Genomic DNA, 18,201 nt, shown 5'->3' with positions numbered 1-18,201 from the left:
TGATCGCGATTTCCGGTGGATACGCCCCCACCCTCTCCGGGGGGCGACCCCGACTCCAGCCTATCGCCACGAGGGGTTTTCCCAAGGGTTGTGCAGCAAGTTGTGGACAACTCCTGCTGTTGTGCACAACTGGCTGGGGAAAACAGGTTTCACCTGAAACATCCTCGAGGAGCGTGGTCTGAGTGGAACTCGAGGTCGTCTGGTTCGTCGTCATCGCGTTCCTGTGGCTGGGTTACCTGTTCCTCGAGGGGTTCGACTTCGGGGTGGGGATGTTGCTGCCGGTTCTCGGCCGGGACGACACCGAGCGGCGCGTCATGATCAACACCATCGGGCCCGTCTGGGACGGCAACGAGGTCTGGATCATCGTCGCGGGCGGCGCGACGTTCGCCGCGTTCCCCGCCTGGTACGCGGGGTTGTTCTCCGCCGCCTACCTGCCGCTGCTGTTCGTGCTGCTCGCACTCATCGGACGCGGGGTCGCGTTCGAGTACCGCGGCAAGGTCGAGTCCGACCGCTGGCGCCGCGCCTGGGACAAGGTCATCGTCATCGGTTCGACCGTGCCGCCCATCGGCATCGGCTTCATCATCGCCTCCACGGTCCTCGGCCTCCCGCTCGACGCCGACGGCAACCGGGTCGGCTCGGCGTTCGCGGCCTTCCGCTGGGACACGCTGCTCGGGGCGCTCGCCGTCACGGGCTTCTCCCTGCTGCACGGGGCCGTGTTCATCGCGCTCAAGACCGACGGCGACATCCGCCGCCGCGCACGCCGGCTCGCCACCGCCATCCTTCCCGTCGCGATCCTGCCCGTCGCCGCGTTCGCGGTCCTCGTGCAGGTCCGCCACGGATCCGACTGGACCTACGCCTCGCTCGCCGTGACCGTCGCCGCCGCGCTCGTCGCCTGGTGGCGCATCGGCGCCGGACGTGAGGGGCAGGCCTTCGCCGCACTCGGCGTCGCCATCACCGGCACCGTCGTCACCCTGTTCGGCGCCCTGTTCCCGGACGTCCTTCCCTCCACACTGGACGCCGCCAACTCGTTGACCGTCCACAACGCCTCGTCCGGCGACTACACCCTCACCGTCATGACCTGGGTGGCCGCGTTCGGCACCCCGGCCGTGCTCGTCTACCAGGGCTGGACCTACTGGGTGTTCCGCAAACGCATCAAGACCTCCCACATCCCCGCCCCGCACACCGCACAGCAGGTGTCCTCATGAGCCGTCCCACCCGCGACACCCTTTCCGCTACCGGCACCGGCGCCGAACCGTCCACACCGGACACGTCGGTCCGGTCGCGGGTGGGACACGGCCCGCTCGGCGCGCTACCGGCACTGTCCCCGGCGGCGCGCCGAGCGTTGGCCGCATCCGGTGTCCTCGCGCTCCTCGACGCCGCATGCCTGGTCGCGCAGGCGTTCCTGCTCGCCTCCGTGCTCGCCGACGTCGTCACTGCGGGAGGAGCCGGACACACCGGCGACCTCACGTCCCGGATCGGCCTGCTCCTGGCCACCGTCGCCGGCCGCGCCGTGCTGGCGTGGGCGATCCGCGTCGTCGCCGCCCGCGCAGCCGCGGGCGCCAAGGAGGAGCTCCGCGCCCACGTCCTCGACCACGCGCTGCGCCTCGGCCCCGAATGGATCGCCCGCCGCGGCCCGGGCCGGCTCACCGCACTCACCACCACCGGCCTCGACGCGCTCGACGCCTACTTCACCCGCTACCTGCCCGCGCTCGTCACCGCCGCCGTCGTACCCCTCGCCGCCGGCGCGGCCGTGTTCGTCGCCGACTGGCCGTCGGCCCTGCTCATCGCCGTCACCCTGCCGCTGCTCCCACTGTTCGGTGCGCTCATCGGCTCCTACACACGCGACCGCGTCGCCGAGGCGAGCGACTCCATCGCCCGGCTGTCGGCCCACGTACTCGAACTCGTGCGCGCCCTGCCCGTACTCGCCGCGTTCCGCCGTGCCGATGCGCAGGCCGACACCGTCCGCCGCGTCTCCGACCGCCACCGCCGCGCCACCCTCGGCACCCTGCGCGTCGCGTTCAGCTCGGCGCTGGCCCTCGAACTCGCCGCCACCCTCTCGGTCGCACTCGTCGCCGTCGTCATCGGCGTGCGGCTCGTCCACGGCGAGCTGCCCCTCGCCATCGGACTCGGCGTGCTCCTGCTCGCCCCCGAATGCTTCGCCCCGCTGCGCGCCGTCGGCACCGCCTTCCACGCCAGCACCGACGGCGTCGAAGCCGTCCGCAGGGTCACCGACGTCCTGGACGAACCCGCACCGTCCGACGGATCGCTGCCCCCGCGCCGCGGCGACGTCCGCGTCCGCGACCTGCGCGTCCACCGCCGCGGCCGCGACGCCCCCGACGGCGAGACGTTCACCGCGCGACCGGGCGAGACCGTCTGGCTGCGTTCGCCCAGCGGCGCGGGCAAGAGCACCATCCTCGCCGTCCTCCTCGGCTTCGTGCGCCCCGACGCGGGCGACGTCGCCATCGCCGGCATCCCCCTCACCGACCTCGACGCCGACGCGTGGCGCGAGTGCATCGGCTGGGTCCCGCAGTCACCGGCATTCACCGGAGGTACCGCGGCCGACGAGATCGCACTGGCCGCCCCCACGCTCGACCCGGCCGGCACCCACGACCTGCTGCACCGCCTGCGGCTCGACCGACTCGCCGACCGGCCCGTCACCACGCTGTCGGTCGGCCAGCGCCAGCGCCTCGCCGTCGCCAGGGCCCTTGCGCGCGTGCGCGCGGGCGCGTGGCTGCTGCTGCTCGACGAACCCACCGCGCACCTCGACGCCGCCAACGCCCGCCGTGTCCACGAGCTGATCGACGAGGCGGCACGCGCAGGGTGCACCGTCATCGTGGCCGCCCACGACCGCGCAGCACTCGGAACCACAGCCGCACCCCGAACCACAGCCGCACCCCGAACCGGAGACGCACCCCGAACCGGAGACGCCGATCCGGCTGCGACCCCCGCTCCCGAGCGCGACCCCGAGGACGAGCCGACCACCGGCTCGACCCGTCTCCTCGCGCTGCGCCGGCTCGTCGACCGGCGCTTCCTCGGTGGCGTCGCGCTCGGCGCGGGATCGCTCGTCGCAGGGGTCGCGCTGACGGCCACGTCCGGCTGGCTCATCGCCCGCGCCTCGCAACAACCGCCGATCCTCATGCTCACCGTCGCCGTCGTCGGCGTGCGCACCTTCGGCCTGGCCAGAGCCGCGCTGAACTACGCCGAACGCCTCGTCACCCACGACGCCGCGTTCCGCATCGCCGCGAGCCTGCGCGTGCGGCTGTGGCGCGGGCTTGTCGCCAGGGGGCCGGCCGCGGCCCTGCGGCACGGCGCCGAGCACCGTCGCCTCGTCGGCGACATCGACACCGTCCGCGATCTGCTGCCCCGGGTGCTCACGCCGCCCCTCGTCGTGGGCGTCGTCCTGGTCGCCGCCTGCACGGCCGTGACCCTCGTGCTGCCCGAGGCGGGACTGGCGCTCGCCGTGGCGGTCGGGGTCGCCGCGGTCGCCGCCCCGTGGGCCGCACTCGTCGTGGAACGCCGCGCCACGACCGCGCTCGCCGACGGCAGACGCAGGCTCGACGAACGGGTACTGGCGCTGTTCGACACCGCGGCCGAACTGGTGGCGGTCGGCGCCCACCGCCGCAGGCGCAGCGAACTCGCGCGCCTCGACACGCGGCTCGCCGCCGCCGCACGCAGACAGGCCTGGGGAGACGGCGCCGCCGACGCCGTGATCGTCGCCGCCACCGGCGCAGCCGCCGTCGCGGGCGCCTGGCTGGGCGCACGTGCCGTCGAGGCGGGGACGCTGGCTCCCGTCGCCGCGCCCGTCGTCGCCCTGGTGCCACTGGCACTGGCCGAGGTGCTCGCGCTGCTCCCGCCCGTCGCCCAGCACTGGGACACCCTCCGCGACGCCCGCGCCCGCCTTGCCGCCGCCGAGCACGCCACGGGAACGGCCACCGACACCGCTCGCGTGGTGCACGCGGAATCCGCGGCGCGGCGGCCTGCGCACCACCCGGGCCACGTGTCCGTGCGCGACGCGGACATCGCCTGGCCCTCCAGTTCCGGACCGGTGCTGCGGGAGGTCGACCTCGACATCCCGCGCGGCTCGTACGTCGCCGTCGTCGGACCGTCGGGTGCGGGCAAGTCCACGCTGCTCGCCGCGCTGCTGGGATTCCTGCGGCCGGTGCGCGGCGAGGCGGACGTGCCCGCGCGCGTCGCGTGGGCTCCGCAGGACCCGCAGCTGGTCTCGACGACCGTGGCCGAGAACCTGCGCCTGGCCGATCCGCACGCCACCGACGCCGAACTCGCCGATGCCCTCCGCACCGCGCACGTGGACCTCGACCCGCACACGATGCTCGACTCCGCGGGCGCCGGCCTGTCCGGAGGGCAGGCGCAACGGGTGGCGCTGGCCAGGGCCCTGCTCGCTGCGCCGGAGGCCGACCTCGTGCTGCTCGACGAGCCCACCGCGCACCTCGACGCACCCACCGCCGACCGCGTCCTGACCGGCCTGCGCGGCGCGCTCGAGGGCAGGACGGTCGTGCACGTCACCCACCGCCCGGCCGAGGTCGACGGCGCCGACCTGGTGCTCGAGGTCGACCAAGGGCGGGTGCGCACGCGAGCCGCGACACGTCCACGGGCCCTCGCGACGTGAGGAGCCGTACCGTCGGAAGCCTGATGGAACCGAACGTCGCCGCGCGGGCCCTGTCCGCAGCCACCGAGATCACGACGACCGTGCTGTCCGGGGACGACCCCGACGCCGTGTTGCCCATGGTCGTGCGGCACGCCGTGCAGATCGCCGACGCCGACCTCGGGCTGCTCATGGTGCGCGACGAGGACGGCAGCGTCACCGTCGAAGCCGCCTACGGCGCCGATACCGCCGGGCTCATCGGTCTGGTGCTGCCCGCCGAATCGGCGGCGGGCAGGGTCGCGGGCGGTGCCGAGCCGGTGTTCGCCGACGACGTCACCAGCGATCCCCGCACGTCGCAGTTCGTGCCCACCGAACTCGCCGGATACGGACCGTTCGCCGCCGCGCCGTTCGGCACCGGAGGCAAACGCCTCGGCGTGCTCACCGCGTACCGCGCGCCGCATCGCGCACCGTTCGACACCGGAACCGGCGACCTGCTCACCGCGTTCGCGGGACAGGCCGGGGTCGTGCTCGCCCTGGCCGACGGTGCCGACGCGCGCCACCGGCTGACCCTCTACCAGGAGCGCGAACGCATCGCCCGCGAACTCCACGACGTCGTCGTGCAGCGGCTGTACGCGGCGGGTATGCAGCTCGACCGGGTGCATCGCAGGCTGCACCGGCGGTTCGCGCGCACCGAACGCGACCGGCTCGGCGAGGCCATCGAACAGCTCGACCAGACGATCGAGGAGATCCGCGGCACCGTGCGGGAACTGCGTTCGCCCGAACCGGTGCCCGAGACGCCCGATGCCAGCGACCTCGCCGAGTCGGCCCGCTCCGAGGTGCGTATCGCCGGGGAGCTCCTCGGCTATCCGCCCACCCTGGAACTGTCGGGCGAACTGGCGGGGATCCCCGGCGAACGCGGCGACCACATCCGCGCAGCCCTCCGCGAGGCACTGTCCAATGTGGTGCGTCACTCGGGGGCGAGTGAGGTGCGGGTGACGCTCGAACGCGACGACCGCGAGGTCCGGCTGCGTGTGCGCGACAACGGATGCGGCGTTCCCGCCGACGTCGCCCGGCGCGGCCTGCGGCACCTCGCCGAACGCGCCGACGCCGCGGGCGGGCGGTTCGACGTCAACTCCTCCCCGAGCATGGGCACGATGGTCGCCCTCGAGATCCCCCTCTAGGGAGCTCACGGGGCTGCGCTTCGGGAAACCGGCGTCGCCGTCAGCTCGCGCGGTGTTCGGCGGTCGCCAGGGCCGTGGACAACAGGTTCGCCAGGTGTGCACGCTGCCGATCGGTGAGGTCGGCGAGCACGGCCCGCTCCGCGTCGATCTGCTTCGGCAACAGTGTGTCCACAGTGGAACGACCGTGTTCGGTGAGCCGGATGTGCGTGACCCTGCGGTCGCGGTTGCTGCGCTCACGCACGACGAGTCCGAGGTCGGTCAGCCGTTCGAGACGTTTCGTGACGGCGGCGCCCGACGACAGCTCCTCGCGCGAGATGCGACTCGGTGTCATGGTGTCGCCGCCGCGGCGCACCGCGCACAGCAGGTCGAACTCCGGCCGGTTGAGCCCCGATTCGGCCAGTACCTCCTCGGTGGCCTTGCGCACGAGTGAGGCGAGCCGGAGCACTCGGCCGACCACGGAGATCGGTTCGGTGTCCAGGTCGGGGCGCACGTCGCGCCACTGGCCGATGATCGTGTCGACAAGGTCACTCATCGCGGGGCTCCTCGTTGGGCCGATACCTCTTACTATTTTACTAGTGAAGTAGTTTTCGCGAGTGAGGAGGGCATCACGGCTGCCACGAGGAACGTCCGGTCCGCACTCTCGCCGCGGGGCTGGACGGCGATCCGGCCCGCCGACGTGATCTGGCCGTCGGCCGTGCGCGGCGCGATCGGGGCGAACGCCGTGCTCGTTGCGGTCGTCCTGCTCGGCCAGCCGCAGCTCGCGCCCGCTGCCGCGTTCGGTGGCATGACCGCGGTCCACGCCCGGTTCGAACCGTTCGCCGTCCGCGGCCGCATGCTCGCGGGGATCGGCGCGGGCATGGTGCTCGCGGTGGGCGCGGGCGCCGTGGCCTCGGCGGCACACTGGCCGATTCCCGCGGTCGTCGTGCTCCTCGCGGTAGTGGCCGCGCTGGCCAAGCTGCTCACCGACGCCGTCGGCTCCGGACCTCCCGGCGGGCTCATCTTCGTGTTCGCCACGGGCACGGTGGCGATGCTGCCGACGAACTGGAGCGGTGTCGGGGCGCAGCTCGCGCTCGCCGGGACGGGTGCGGCCGCCGGCTGGCTCGTCGCCATGTGGGGACGGCTCGTCGACCCGCTCGGCCCGATCCGCACGGCGGTCGCGAGGGCACTCGACGCCGTGCTCGCAGCCCGCGCGTCCGACGACCTCCACCCGGCACTCGAGGCCGTGGACACCGCGTGGCGCGCCATCGCGACACTGCCCGCCGACCGCGACGTCAGCGGACTCTGCGATCTGCTCGCCGACGCCGAGTCCGCCCTCGCCGACCCCGACCGCGACGTCGACGCTCTTCGGGACCACGCCCGGCGGCTGCGATCGTGGGCGTGGACGCCTGCTGCGCGCAGGCGTCGGGCAGCACTCGCCACGGCAGGCACGCACCGGGAACGCCGGGCACGCATCCTCCCCGCGTGGGGCACGCTCGTCCGCCGGGCCGCCCACCCAGGCTCACCCGCGCTCACGGCCGCGGCGCGCGTCGGACTCGGCGTGCTCGTCGCCGGCATCGTCGCCGCGGCACTCGACCTGGGTCACGCGTACTGGGCGATGGTCGCGGCCGCCGCGGTGTTGCAGTCGACCAACGTGCGCCACACCGTGCAGCGCACCGTTCAGCGCGCCGTCGGCACCGTGGTGGGCGGTGTCCTCGGTGCCGCGCTGCTGCTCGCCGACCTGCCGCAGCCGGCGATGCTCGGGTGCATCGTGCTCGCGCTGCTCGGTGCCGAGTACTGCGTGCTGCGCAACTACGGCATCGCGATCGTGTTCCTCACCCCGCTGACGTTGCTGTTGGCCTCCCTGCTGGTACCCGCCGACGCCGGAACGCTGGTCGCCGACCGGGTCGTCGACACCGTGCTCGGCTCGCTCGTGGGATTCGTCGCCGCGCTGGCCGTTCCGGGACACCGGTACGTGACGGCGGTACGCACGGCCGTGGCGTCGGCCGAGGTGGCCAACGCCGAGTTGATGGCGCGGCTCGCGTCCGGTCGCGGTATCGCGGCCGCGCGGGCCGAGGCGCGTGCCGCACTGACGACTCTGCGCAGGGCACGCGACGTGGTGCACGGCGAACTCGTCGGCACGGCGCTCGCGGAACGCGCGTCGGACATCGAACGGCACGGCCACCACCTCCTCCGCAGAAGCGCGTGAGCCGTTCGGCCTTCGCGCCGCAACACGGGCCCCGGAGAACGCAACACGGGATCCTGGGGCCGCAACACGGCCTCCCGGGGGTGCAACACGGGCCCCCGGGGGTGCAACACGGGCCCCGGAGGACGCAACACGGCTTCGCTCAGCGGGGGTGGTTCGAGTTCGCCGTGTGGCGGGCTACCCACGCGGCGGCCTGGGTACGGCGTTGCATACCGAGCTTGCCGAGCAGCGAGGTGACGTAGTTCTTCACGGTCTTCTCGGCGAGGAACAGGCGCTGCGCGATCTCGCGGTTCGACAGTCCCTGTCCGATGAGTTCGAGGACGCTGCGTTCGCGTTCGGACAGTCCGGCCAGCCGGTCGGCCTCGGCGTCGCCGCGCATGGTGTCGAGCAGCCTGGCGGTGGTCACCGGGTCGAGCAGCGACCGGCCCGCCCCGACCTCGCGCACGGCATGGACGACGTCCTGCCCGCGGACCTGCTTCAGCAGATACCCCGACGCGCCCGCGCGGATGGCACCCACCATCGCCTCCTCGTGCTCGAAGGCGGTGAGCACGAGGCAGTACGGCGGGCTGCTCAGCGCACGCAGCTGCCTGCACAGTTCGACGCCGTCACTCTCCGAACCGCCGAGCCGCATGTCGACGACGGCCACGTCCGGTTCGACGTGCATGGCGACGGCCAGTGCCTCGTCGGCGCTGCTCGCCTCGGCGACGACCGTGATGTCGGGTTCGTCGCCGAGCAAATCGCGCAGTCCGCGGCGCACGACCTCGTGGTCGTCGACGAGCAGCACCTCGATGGCCATGGTTCGAGATTACGTCCTCCTGAGCGGTGGCCTGGCGGTTCGGCCCGCTAGTCCCAGCTGTGCTCACGGCGCCACCGGTGAGAAAGCACCCGAACACCGCGCGTCACGGTCGGCGGTTTCCCGCCCGAAAGGCGTAACGCGGATGTCCGCTGCGCCCGATACGCGCAGGTGTGGGGCGCGGTGTCGCCGCGCCGCCGGTGGGAGGAACGCCGCCGCGGAAGAACGCCGCCCCTTCCCCAGAACGACCATTCCAGAACGACCGTCCGAGAAAGGCTGTGAGCGTGACGATGTCGCGTCGCCGCACGTGCCCGATGTCCGGTGATCGGGCGTGATCGGCCGCGCGCGGAACTGGTCCGCGCGGCGGAAGGCCCGTGCCGCGTCCCTGGTGGCCGCGGCCGTCCTGCTCGTCGCGTTGGCGTCGGTGATCGCGTTGCCCGGATCGACGTCGCAGTCCGATCCCGCCGCGGGTGCCGCCTCGACCGTGCCGGTGGCAGCCGCGGCGACGGTGGGCCGCGAGCACGCGGCTCCGGCACGGGCCGCGGACGTGCGAGTCGAGGCGCCTGCGATCGGCCTGCGCACCGGCGTACTGGTCGACCTGGGACTGCGCGGGAGCGGTGAGCCCGACGTGCCCCGCGACCCCGCGATCGCAGGCCGCTACGTCAACGGACCGCGGCCCGGCGAGCCGGGACCTGCCGTCGTCGCGGCTCGCGTCTCCGGCGACGAGGGCGTGTTCGCGCGGCTCGACGAGCTGCGGCCCGGTGAGGTGGTGACCGCGTGGACCGCACGCGGGACACGCACCGAGTTCGTCGTCGACGAGGCCGAGCGGTACGGCCACGGGGACTTCCCGGCCCGGCGCGTGCACGGGGACACGGAGGGCCCGCAGCTGCGGCTCATCGCGTGTGCCGACGCCGAGGATCGGCGCGGTGGCGGGGTGATCGTCTACGCGCGGGAGCGGTGACCGGCGTACCGTCGAGTCATGCTGGGTGAGCAGCCGCGCACGGAGGAAAGCGCCAAGCGGGTCCGGGTCGTGTTCGCGGGAACCGTCGTCGCCGACACGGCCCGGCCGCTGCTGGTGTGGGAGAACCCGTACTACCCGGCCTACTACCTTCCGCGGGAGGACGTGCGCACCGAGCTGTTCGTCCCGAGTGGACGGACGCGTGCTTCGCAGCTCGGCGAGGGAGCGCTGTCGACGCTGCGTGCCGGCGGCCGCGAGGCGGTCGACGCCGTCGTCGAGTACCCCGAAGCCCCGTTGGCCGGCTACGTCCGCCTCGACTGGCCCGCGATGGACCAGTGGTTCGAGGAGGACGAGCAGGTGTACACGCATCCCCGCGATCCGCACAAGCGGGTCGACATCCTGCCGAGCTCGCGCCACGTGCGGATCGACGTCGACGGCGAACCGGTCGCCGAGTCCCGTCACCCGTGGCTGCTGTTCGAGACCGGCCTGCCGACGCGCTACTACCTGCCCGCGCCGCACGTGCGGCTCGACCGGCTGACGCCCAGCGACACCGTCACGCACTGTCCGTACAAGGGCGAGGCCGAATACTGGTCCGTGGGCGAGCACATCGACGTGGCGTGGTCGTACCGGCATCCGCTGCCGGAGAGTCAGCGGATCGCCGGGCTGATCTGTTTCGCCGACGAACGCGTCGACGTCCGCGTGGACGGCGTGTTGCAGGCCCGGCCGCAGACCCCGTGGTCGTAGGCGGGCCGCCACTCACGTCGAAGTTCGTTCAGCACGGCCTTGGCGACGTCGTCGCTCACGGCACGATTACCTGGCTTGTGCATCAACGGGAGAGCTTCGGTGCCTGTGCCAGGAAATCGTGCAGGAAACGGAGACGGTGCTCGATGTCGTCCAGTTCCAGCGGTCCGGTCCGCCAGGTGAGCACCGAGTCGCCCACGATCCGGATTGGATTGTCTTTAGACCTGCCGTCCGACATCAGCCAGGACCGAAGATCGCCGGTGACCACGGCCGAGGCGAAATCGGGATCGTCCGTGGAGATGGTGTATTGCTCATCGAAGTCCGTATCACCGGTTTCCAGTCCCCGCAGGCCCAGTTTTCGGGCGAGCTTTCCGATCGGTCCCCGTTTCTCGATGTCGATGTTCGGTACCTTTTTGCCAAGGCTGACTGACACGATCTGGAACCGGCGGCGTTTGGTGACCTCGTCGCCCGCGCGGTCGTTCTCCTTCATGTTGGCGCTGTACTCGAACACTTCGAGAGGGCGATCGCGCCATGTGCCGCGGAACACGTGCTCTGCCTTGTCCCACTTCCCCCAGTCGAAGGGGTCTCCCGTATATTTCCTGGACAAAGAGATGTCGGTTGGGGCGTATTGCCAACCGAGCTTGTTGGCGAGCTTGTCGTATTCGCTCTTGGTCTTTCTCTTCTGGCTCCACTGGAAGTAGAGGTATCCGCCTATCACCAATGGCGACACGACATACCAGAACCAGTCAGGCATTCGTCACCCCGGAAGTCCGTTCAGCACGGCCTTGGCGACGTCGTCGCTCACGGCACATGCGTCCTTGGCCGTCTCGTCGGTGTGATCGCTGTTGCCGATGACCGAGAACTGTTGCTGCTCGTCGTCCTCGGAGAGCTTCACGCTCACACCGCACGACGTCTCGCCCATGCCCTCCAAACGGATGGCGGACACGCCGTCGAGGTCGACCTCTTCGTCGGTCTCCATCTGCGTCATGGCCTGACCGCGGATGACGTTGGCCCCCGCGAATCCGTCGACCGCGCGGAAATCGCACTGGAATCCGTCGGGTGTGACCTCCACATCGGAGACTCCGAGCGCCTGTGCGGCCTTGTCCTCTGTCAGCAGTGTGCAGGCGTCGTTCCCGTTGGGAAGGCTCTTTGTTGTGCCTGATGAGGACTCATCGCTACAGGACGTCAGGAAGAAAATCCCTGCGAGTAGGAGGACGACAGGTGTTGCGAACTTTTGACGATGTGATTTTGTCAATTTTCTTCCTGTCAATTTATCTTCTAAATGGATCGAAATTGTCGAAGTACTCTTCCTTCGTACATTGCAGTTATGCGCATAGTTTCAACGTCTTGCGCAAGTTCTTGCGTGTAGTTCGCGTAGTCGCGAAGTTCCAGGGGGTCTACTTCGTAACCCCCGCCTGCCGTCCCCACGGTGATCCCCCTCAAAGTGCGAGTAAACCAGGTAAAAAGTATTCCACGGGGCCACGGAACGCAACCATCTAAGTCCAAGGAGTGTTGCTACATCGCTCCGGTTCCCTGTAGTAGTCGACATGCAGGAACGGAGGGCCACCGTGACCGGCTGTGGGGGCCAGGTTTCCGGCAGGCGGCTTCGTGTGCACTCCAACGGGCCCGGCGCCGAGCCGTACTTCATCGCCGCCACCGCTCCTCGCATTACCGCCGCGCCACGATCGGGGACACGGGACACGGCGATCTCACACCCTCGAAGGACATTCCCCCCGGTAGAGCCGCGACAACGGTTGGATGACCGGAGGCGCGAAGGGGGATGAGATGGCGAACTGGCGGCACGAGGCTGCCGAGGCGGTCGGCACGGAGACCGCCCACACCGGGGGAACGGCACGGGTCGACGGCGACACGTGGCAGGACCTGGGCGCGGCGCGCACGACCGACGACGGCCTGGCCGTGGACCTGCGCGGCACGAGCGTGGGCACACTGCTCGACGTGCGCCTCGCCGGCGCCGAGGGTCCGCGCGGCGGTGCCGCCGTTCCGGTCGGCGCGCGACTGCGCCACGGCGTCCTGTGGCTCGACGATCCCGGTCCGGTGCCGCCCGAATGCGATCGCGTATGGGCACGCATCGACGCCGCCGACCATCGCGCCGCCCTGCTCGCCGACCTCGGTTTCGCCCCGCTCGCCGACCGGCTCGCCGCGGGCAAACCCGACCGCGCCCACGGTGATCCCCAGCGCGCGTGCTTCCTGCCCGGCGTGCGGCTGATCTGGGGAGCGCCGGGCACGGGCAAGACGACCCTGCTGACCCGCGCGGCCACCGAACTCGCCGAGGCGGGCCACCGCGTCCTGCTGCTCAGCCGCGCAGAACAGACCCTGCCCGTCACCGTGGATGCGGCCAGGGCGTCGGTGCAGCAACAACTCGTCGACATCGCGGGTGCCGGGCAGCGGCTCGCCGAACTGCGCAGGCTCCTGGCCGACTTCGATCCGTCGGCGTTCGCGGCCGTCCAACGGCGCATCGACGACCAGGACCGCGCCGACGCGCTCGAGGCGAAACTCGTCGAGGCGCAGCGGGTGTACGACGTCGCGGCCGCCGACCTCGCGCAGGCCCGCCAGGAGCTGCGCCGCGCGCGTGACGAGTGGGAGCAGGCCGAGGACGGCAGGCGCAGGCTCACCGAATCCCGCGCGCTGTCGGCCAAACTCGCCGACGTCGACGCCGAACTGGCGCGACTGCACCTGAAGGTCGAACGGCGGCGCTACCGCGGCCGTTCGCGCGACCGCACATCGCTCTACCGCATGGAACGGGAACGGGACGCGCTGCGCCAACGTGTGGAGACGGCGACCGACGCGGCGATCAGCGCCGAACGTGCGTCGGCATTGGACACCGCACTCTCCGACGCCCACCACTGGCTCGACGAGGCTGCGCGCGACGAGTCCGAGGCCTATACCCGCGTCGAATCCCTGCACGCCAAGATCGCCCAGCTGCGCTCGGCGAAACCGAGCGAGCAGGACCTGCGCTTCCACGCCGACTGCCTCGACCGCGGACTGCCCGAACTGCAGGACGAGTACGACGAACTCGCCCGGCTGTCCGACGAACAGGCCGCACGCAGGGGGCAGCTCGAGGAACGGTTGTGGTGGCTCGGCGAACGCGCTCGCGCGGACCGGGACGAGCGGCTCGTGCACACCGATCGTCTGCCGCACGGCGACGTGGGCGAGGCGTTCGACGTCGTCCTCGTCGACGACGCGGGCACCAGGTCCGCGGCGGAGGTGCTCGCCGCCGTCGGACTCGCCAAGCACACGGCCGTCATCGCCGGGGACGCCGGATCGCCGCAGCCCTGGGTCGTCCCGTCCCTGCGCGACGATGCCGCCGTGCGCCGCTGGTGTGGCGCGACCGTGCTGGCCCACTGCGGAATCCGCACCGAGGCCGACGCACGCAGCCACCCCGGGTGCTACGTGCTCACCACTCCGCCGCGCCGAATCTCCCTCGACGCGACCCGTGGCGGGCGCGGTGCTGAGGGGACCACTGACGGGGACGGGGTGATCGTGCTCGACACCGGGGGAGAGGCCGTCCGCCACGAGGACATCGTCGCGTCGCTGCCGCGCGGCACAGCGATCATCGCTCCACATCGGACCGCCGCGGCGACCTGGTCGGCCGCGGCGCGGCAGCGCCTCGACCTCGCGGTGGGCACCGCGCGCACGATGCACGGGGCCGAGTTCGACGCGGTGCTCGTCGACCTGGTCTCCGACGACTGGCGCGTGCGCACGCGGGCGTTCGCATCGGCGACCACCCGTGCCCGGTGCACGCTGTACCTGCTCGCCGACGCGGCGGCACTCGCGGAGGCCGATCCCGGCACGCCGCTCGGCCGCGTGCGGGCCGCGCAGGCCGACGTGCGGCCCGTCGGGCGGATCGGCGTACCCGCACCGCGCGCTACCGCGGAAACCGGAGTCATGACACCATGATCGGATGCGTCGAGTCGGTGACCCTGCCCAGGTGGCGGCGGTACTCGACACCCTGAACCGGCTGCTCGACGCGGGCACTCAGGCCGACGTCGCGCGGCTCGCGCGGCTCGCGGTCGACCGGCTCACCGACGGGCCGGAGGGGCTCGCCGGAGTCGACGAGGCCCTGCTGGACCGCGCCATCGCGTTGTACGCGCGCGCGTGCGCGGCGCACCCGCCCGACCGGATCGAACTGGCCGACTGGGTGCTGGCGATGTCGTTCGGCGACCCGCCCGTCACGGTGCCGTTGCACGCCTTCGCCGAAGCGCTCGGTGACACCGGCATGGAACACATCCGGTCCACTGTGGATGCCACGCTCGCGGTGTCCACACCGGAATCGGCCGTCAAGGGGGAGCATGCGATCGCCGAACGGCTCGCCGAGGAGATCGCGGAGATCACCGGTGACGTCGACCGGCTGGTTGCCGCCTGGTCGAAGCTCCTTCCCGACGTCGAGATCAGCCTCAAGATCGTCCGGGCGTTGCGTGCGGCGGGCAGGCACTCCGAGGCCATCGCCCACGCGGCGCGCGCCAGAGGTGCCGACCCGTCCCGCATCTCCGAGCTCCTGGCCGCGGGCCACGACGACGAGGCGTGGACGCTCACGCGGCAGCTGCCCGCCGAGTCGGCGCACCTGGTCGTCGACGTCTATCGCAGGCACGTCGACGGCCTCATCGCCGGACGCGACACCAGGAATCCCGCCGTGAACTACGCCAGGGCCGCGGTGGCCCTGCGCCGGCTGCGGACCCTGCACCGCGACGCAGGCACCAGGGACGAGTTCACCGCCTACCTCGCCGGGTTGGTGGCCGAGCACGGCCGCAAGACCCGCCTCATGGACGAGATCCGCAAGGCCCGCGTCGCACTGCCGAAACCCCCACGCCAGCTGCGGCCCTGAGCCGCGCGCCCGCCACGGTGCGGGCTGTCACCGCATGGGCTCCTGCGCCCGCCGCGACTCGTCGACGTCGAGCACGAATGCGCCGCACGCCATCGCCAGCAGCACGAGCATGCCGAGAATCGCGCCGATCCAGGTAACGATGTCCGAGAGCACGATGGTGGTCCTTCCCCCTCGCAGGTGGTTCGTCGTACGCCACCAAGAATCGCCCGCTGGGACTGGACCGAACCATCGGCCGACCGGCTGGTCTCCTCGCCCGATCATCCGCCGAAAGCACGAGAACGATCGCGCTCCGCGGTCGGTGGAACAGCTGGGCGGCATGTGGGTGAATCGCCCGCGTTCACGCCTGTGCCTGGGCCTGTGCCTGCGTCTGCGCCTGGCAGATGGACGCACCCGGGTCGGGGCAACGTGGCCGGCCGGTGCGAGTCAGAGCTTGCGCAGCCGGACCCGGTTGATCGAGTGGTCGCTGTCCTTGCGCAACACGAGCGTCGCCCGTGGACGCGTGGGCCGGATGTTCTCGACCAGGTTCGGCTCGTTGATCGTCTTCCACAGGTGCTGGGCCTCGAAGCGCGCATCCTCGTCCGAGAGCCCGGCGAAGTGGTGGAAGTGCGAGTTCGGGTCGGCGAAGGCCGTGTGCCGCAGTTCGAGGAACCGCTCGATGTACCACCGCTCGATGTCGGCGGTGTGGGCGTCCACGTAGATCGAGAAGTCGAACAGGTCCGACACCGTGAGGCTCGGCCCCGGCTGCAGCACGTTCAGACCTTCGACGATGAGGATGTCCGGCCGCTGCACCACCTGCTCCTGTCCGGGCAGGATGTCGTAGGCCAGGTGGGAGTAGACCGGCGCGTACACCTCGTCGGCCCCGGACTTGACCTCGGTGACGAACCGCAGCAGCGCGCGGCGGTCGTAGCTTTCCGGGAAACCCTTGCGGTGCATGATGCCTCGGCGCACCAGTTCGGCCCGCGGGTACAGGAAGCCGTCCGTGGTCACCAGGTCCACCCGCGGGTGGTCGGGCCAGCGGGCGAGCAGCGTGCGCAGGATGCGGGCGGTGGTCGACTTGCCGACCGCGACACTGCCCGCGATGCCGATGACGAACGGAACCTTCGTGCCACGCGTGTCCTCGCCGAGGAACGTCGTGGAGGCTTCGTAGAGCTGCTGCCGCGCGGCCACCTGGAGGTTGATCAGCCGGGACAGCGGCAGGTACACCTCCGCCACCTCGGTGAGATCGATCTGCTCGCCGAGACCTCTGAGCTTGACCAGTTCCTCAGCCGTCAACGGAAGCGGCGTGGAGCGCCGGAGCTCCCGCCACTGGTCACGCTGTAATTCGACATATGGGCTCAGCTCACGGACCCGTGGCATTCGCTCACTCCTTGCCCGTCGGTGGGCCGGCGATCCCGCGACTTCGTAACGCAGTTCTTACGGTAAGCCGTAGCGGCCGAAAACGGACTGTGACGTTGTGCACCCGTGTGCGCGCGAATGCTGTTAGTTTCGCTTCGACCGCACTACCAGGGAGACGAGGCGATTCCGGTGTCCCGTTCGACGTCCGATCCGATGCCCGATCCGACCAAGCTGGCCGACGATCTGAAGGCGTGGGCGCAGGGTCTGCAACAGCAGGCCGAGCGCTACGGCGAGCTGCAGAGCAAACTCGACGCGACGTCGGTGACCCGCACGTCGCCGGACGGCACGGTGCGGGTGACCGTCGACTCGAAGGGCGTGCCGACGGAGCTGACGATCACCGAGCGCGGCCAGGGCGCGCCTGTGCGGGAACTGTCGGCCGCGCTGATGGCGACGATGCGCCAGGCACAGGCCCAGCTGCGCGACACCGTGGCCGCGTTGACCGCCGAGACGGTCGGCGACGACGGGCCGGGCACCGACATCGTCGCCGGTTACCGAGAGCAGTTCCCCGACCCGGTCGAAGGCGCTATCGGCGCCGACGGGGCCGAGGGCACTGACGGCACCGATGGCGGGACCCACGACATCGGCGCGCTCGAGGACGAGACGGCCGACTACGGCGGTGCGGAACCGCACGACTCGCCGACGCGTCCGACCTTCCGACCCGCGCGCGACGACCGCCGCGAGGACGACGACACCGACGACGACTTCGGCGGTTCGATCTTCCGCTGATCGAGCAGCTGTCCGGGAAGGGGAGACCGCATGGCACCGCCGGGATCGGGACTGTCGGGGTTCTGCACCGACACCGACCAGATGCGCACGCACGCCGCGACCATCGCCGGGAAGGCGGAGTCGGTGGGCACGGCAGCCGAGGCCGCCGCGCACGTGGCCGATCTGAACGACGCCTACGGGCTGATCTGCTTCCAGATGGGCCTGCCGATGATCCTGAAGATGCCGCAGGAGCGCTGCGCCCAGATGGTCAAGGAAGCCCAGCAGGAACTGCAGCGCCTCGAGAAGTCGATCACGGCGGCGGCCAAGCGGTACGACGAGCAGGAGCAGGAACTGCTCGAGCGGTTGCGCAAGATCCTCGAACAGCTCGGCGGATCGGGCGAGTTCGACGGGCCCAGCGGGGGCGGCGGTCCGGTGCCCATGCCGACCCCGGTGCCGCCGCCGGGTGCTCCGCAACCCGTGCCGATGCCCACGCCGACCCAGCCGCCCGGCACGCCGCAGCCGGTTCCGATGCCCACGCCGGATCCGCCGGACGGAGGCGGCGTGCCGCCGTATCCGCCGACACCGCAACCGGATCCTCAGCCTGCTCCTCAGCCGGCACCCATGCCCACGCCCCAGCCGTACCCGGCGCCGCAGCCCGCCCCGATGCCGACGCCGGAGCCACCGGACGGCGGCGTGCCGCCCGCGCCGATGCCGCAACCGGCGCCCCAGCCGTACCCGCAGCCGTATCCCCAGCCTGCGCCCATGCCGAACCCGACCGAACCGCCGCAGGAGGTGTGAGG

Annotated in this window: 16 protein-coding genes; 10 read left to right on the top strand and 6 right to left on the bottom strand. The window is 71.4% G+C overall.

The genetic code is table 11. The annotated features are described in order from the left end of the window. Positions 1-182: 182 nt before the first annotated feature. Genes cydB through IF64_RS0100950 form a run of 3 tightly spaced genes read left to right on the top strand, consistent with a single transcriptional unit; the run spans position 183 to position 5,784 of the window. The gene (gene cydB / locus IF64_RS0100960; RefSeq protein ID WP_030530044.1) at positions 183-1,205 is read left to right on the top strand and encodes a cytochrome d ubiquinol oxidase subunit II; all 1,023 of its coding nucleotides are present in this window, start codon (positions 183-185) and stop codon (positions 1,203-1,205) included. Further along, a complete protein-coding gene (cydD, locus tag IF64_RS0100955; protein ID WP_030530043.1) occupies positions 1,202-4,627 on the top strand; it encodes a thiol reductant ABC exporter subunit CydD in 3,426 nt (1,141 codons plus the stop codon). Before cydB ends, cydD begins: the two co-directional genes overlap by 4 nt. Positions 4,628-4,650: 23 nt before the next feature. Then, complete coding sequence (locus IF64_RS0100950) at positions 4,651-5,784, top strand: GAF domain-containing sensor histidine kinase (protein WP_030530042.1); 1,134 nt, start codon at positions 4,651-4,653, stop codon at positions 5,782-5,784. A 40-nt stretch (positions 5,785-5,824) separates the two neighbouring features. Here IF64_RS0100950 and IF64_RS0100945 read toward each other — a convergent pair whose 3' ends face one another. After that, complete coding sequence (locus IF64_RS0100945) at positions 5,825-6,316, bottom strand: MarR family winged helix-turn-helix transcriptional regulator (RefSeq protein WP_048808647.1); 492 nt, start codon at positions 6,314-6,316, stop codon at positions 5,825-5,827. Between the two features lie 144 nt (positions 6,317-6,460). On the opposite strand from IF64_RS0100945, the gene IF64_RS0100940 reads away from it, so the two are divergent. After that, a complete protein-coding gene (locus IF64_RS0100940; RefSeq protein WP_051757356.1) occupies positions 6,461-7,969 on the top strand; it encodes an FUSC family protein in 1,509 nt (502 codons plus the stop codon). A gap of 139 nt (positions 7,970-8,108) precedes the next feature. On the opposite strand, the gene IF64_RS0100935 is transcribed toward IF64_RS0100940, so the two are convergent. Next, the gene (locus tag IF64_RS0100935; protein WP_030530040.1) at positions 8,109-8,762 is read right to left on the bottom strand and encodes a response regulator; all 654 of its coding nucleotides are present in this window, start codon (positions 8,760-8,762) and stop codon (positions 8,109-8,111) included. A gap of 328 nt (positions 8,763-9,090) precedes the next feature. Between IF64_RS0100935 and IF64_RS25850 the strand changes: the two genes are divergently transcribed. After that, positions 9,091-9,720, top strand: a complete 630-nt coding sequence (locus IF64_RS25850) for a class F sortase (RefSeq protein WP_051757355.1) — start codon at positions 9,091-9,093, stop codon at positions 9,718-9,720. 18 nt (positions 9,721-9,738) lie between these two features. Further along, positions 9,739-10,461: a DUF427 domain-containing protein gene (locus IF64_RS0100925; protein ID WP_030530038.1), complete on the top strand. Its 723-nt coding sequence runs from the start codon at positions 9,739-9,741 to the stop codon at positions 10,459-10,461. Positions 10,462-10,543: 82 nt separating this feature from the next. Here the strand turns inward: IF64_RS0100925 and IF64_RS26945 are convergent, their stop codons facing one another. Together IF64_RS26945 and IF64_RS26375 are read right to left on the bottom strand one after the other, a co-directional pair. Next, positions 10,544-11,212 (bottom strand): hypothetical protein, encoded by a 669-nt coding sequence (locus IF64_RS26945; RefSeq protein WP_145600566.1) that lies wholly within the window; start codon positions 11,210-11,212, stop codon positions 10,544-10,546. Positions 11,213-11,215: 3 nt separating this feature from the next. Next, positions 11,216-11,713: a DUF3558 family protein gene (locus tag IF64_RS26375; RefSeq protein WP_246134925.1), complete on the bottom strand. Its 498-nt coding sequence runs from the start codon at positions 11,711-11,713 to the stop codon at positions 11,216-11,218. A gap of 530 nt (positions 11,714-12,243) precedes the next feature. Here IF64_RS26375 and IF64_RS0100905 point away from each other — a divergent pair. Both IF64_RS0100905 and IF64_RS0100900 read left to right on the top strand, forming a co-directional pair. Continuing rightward, a complete protein-coding gene (locus IF64_RS0100905) occupies positions 12,244-14,376 on the top strand; it encodes a coiled-coil domain-containing protein (protein ID WP_030530035.1) in 2,133 nt (710 codons plus the stop codon). A gap of 4 nt (positions 14,377-14,380) precedes the next feature. Beyond that, positions 14,381-15,301 (top strand): hypothetical protein, encoded by a 921-nt coding sequence (locus IF64_RS0100900; RefSeq protein ID WP_036875475.1) that lies wholly within the window; start codon positions 14,381-14,383, stop codon positions 15,299-15,301. 27 nt (positions 15,302-15,328) lie between these two features. Here IF64_RS0100900 and IF64_RS28040 read toward each other — a convergent pair whose 3' ends face one another. Together IF64_RS28040 and coaA are read right to left on the bottom strand one after the other, a co-directional pair. After that, the gene (locus IF64_RS28040; protein WP_048808650.1) at positions 15,329-15,454 is read right to left on the bottom strand and encodes a hypothetical protein; all 126 of its coding nucleotides are present in this window, start codon (positions 15,452-15,454) and stop codon (positions 15,329-15,331) included. A 270-nt stretch (positions 15,455-15,724) separates the two neighbouring features. Continuing rightward, a complete protein-coding gene (coaA, locus tag IF64_RS0100890; RefSeq protein WP_030530033.1) occupies positions 15,725-16,657 on the bottom strand; it encodes a type I pantothenate kinase in 933 nt (310 codons plus the stop codon). Between the two features lie 168 nt (positions 16,658-16,825). On the opposite strand from coaA, the gene IF64_RS0100885 reads away from it, so the two are divergent. After that, on the top strand, positions 16,826-17,422 hold the full coding sequence (locus tag IF64_RS0100885; RefSeq protein WP_246134819.1) for a YbaB/EbfC family nucleoid-associated protein: 597 nt from the start codon (positions 16,826-16,828) through the stop codon (positions 17,420-17,422). 30 nt (positions 17,423-17,452) lie between these two features. Beyond that, complete coding sequence (locus IF64_RS0100880) at positions 17,453-18,199, top strand: type VII secretion target (protein WP_030530031.1); 747 nt, start codon at positions 17,453-17,455, stop codon at positions 18,197-18,199. Positions 18,200-18,201: the final 2 nt, after the last annotated feature.

The sequence above is a fragment of the Prauserella rugosa genome (assembly GCF_000719975.1).
Lineage (GTDB): Bacteria > Actinomycetota > Actinomycetes > Mycobacteriales > Pseudonocardiaceae > Prauserella > Prauserella rugosa.
The sequence above is the reverse complement of the archived record's forward strand: the minus strand, read 5'-3'. Positions and strand labels throughout refer to the sequence as shown.

Bases quoted from the DNA above. Each gene is read 5' to 3' on its own strand.
- IF64_RS0100950 (WP_030530042.1), top strand. From the start codon at position 4,651: ATGGAACCGAACGTCGCCGCGCGGGCCCTGTCCGCAGCCACCGAGATC.
- cydD (WP_030530043.1), top strand. From the start codon at position 1,202: ATGAGCCGTCCCACCCGCGACACCCTTTCCGCTACCGGCACCGGCGCC.
- IF64_RS0100935 (WP_030530040.1), bottom strand. From the start codon at position 8,762: ATGGCCATCGAGGTGCTGCTCGTCGACGACCACGAGGTCGTGCGCCGC.
- IF64_RS26945 (WP_145600566.1), bottom strand. From the start codon at position 11,212: ATGCCTGACTGGTTCTGGTATGTCGTGTCGCCATTGGTGATAGGCGGA.
- IF64_RS0100880 (WP_030530031.1), top strand. From the start codon at position 17,453: ATGGCACCGCCGGGATCGGGACTGTCGGGGTTCTGCACCGACACCGAC.
- IF64_RS0100900 (WP_036875475.1), top strand. From the start codon at position 14,381: ATGCGTCGAGTCGGTGACCCTGCCCAGGTGGCGGCGGTACTCGACACC.
- IF64_RS0100905 (WP_030530035.1), top strand. From the start codon at position 12,244: ATGGCGAACTGGCGGCACGAGGCTGCCGAGGCGGTCGGCACGGAGACC.
- IF64_RS0100945 (WP_048808647.1), bottom strand. From the start codon at position 6,316: ATGAGTGACCTTGTCGACACGATCATCGGCCAGTGGCGCGACGTGCGC.
- IF64_RS0100925 (WP_030530038.1), top strand. From the start codon at position 9,739: ATGCTGGGTGAGCAGCCGCGCACGGAGGAAAGCGCCAAGCGGGTCCGG.
- coaA (WP_030530033.1), bottom strand. From the start codon at position 16,657: ATGCCACGGGTCCGTGAGCTGAGCCCATATGTCGAATTACAGCGTGAC.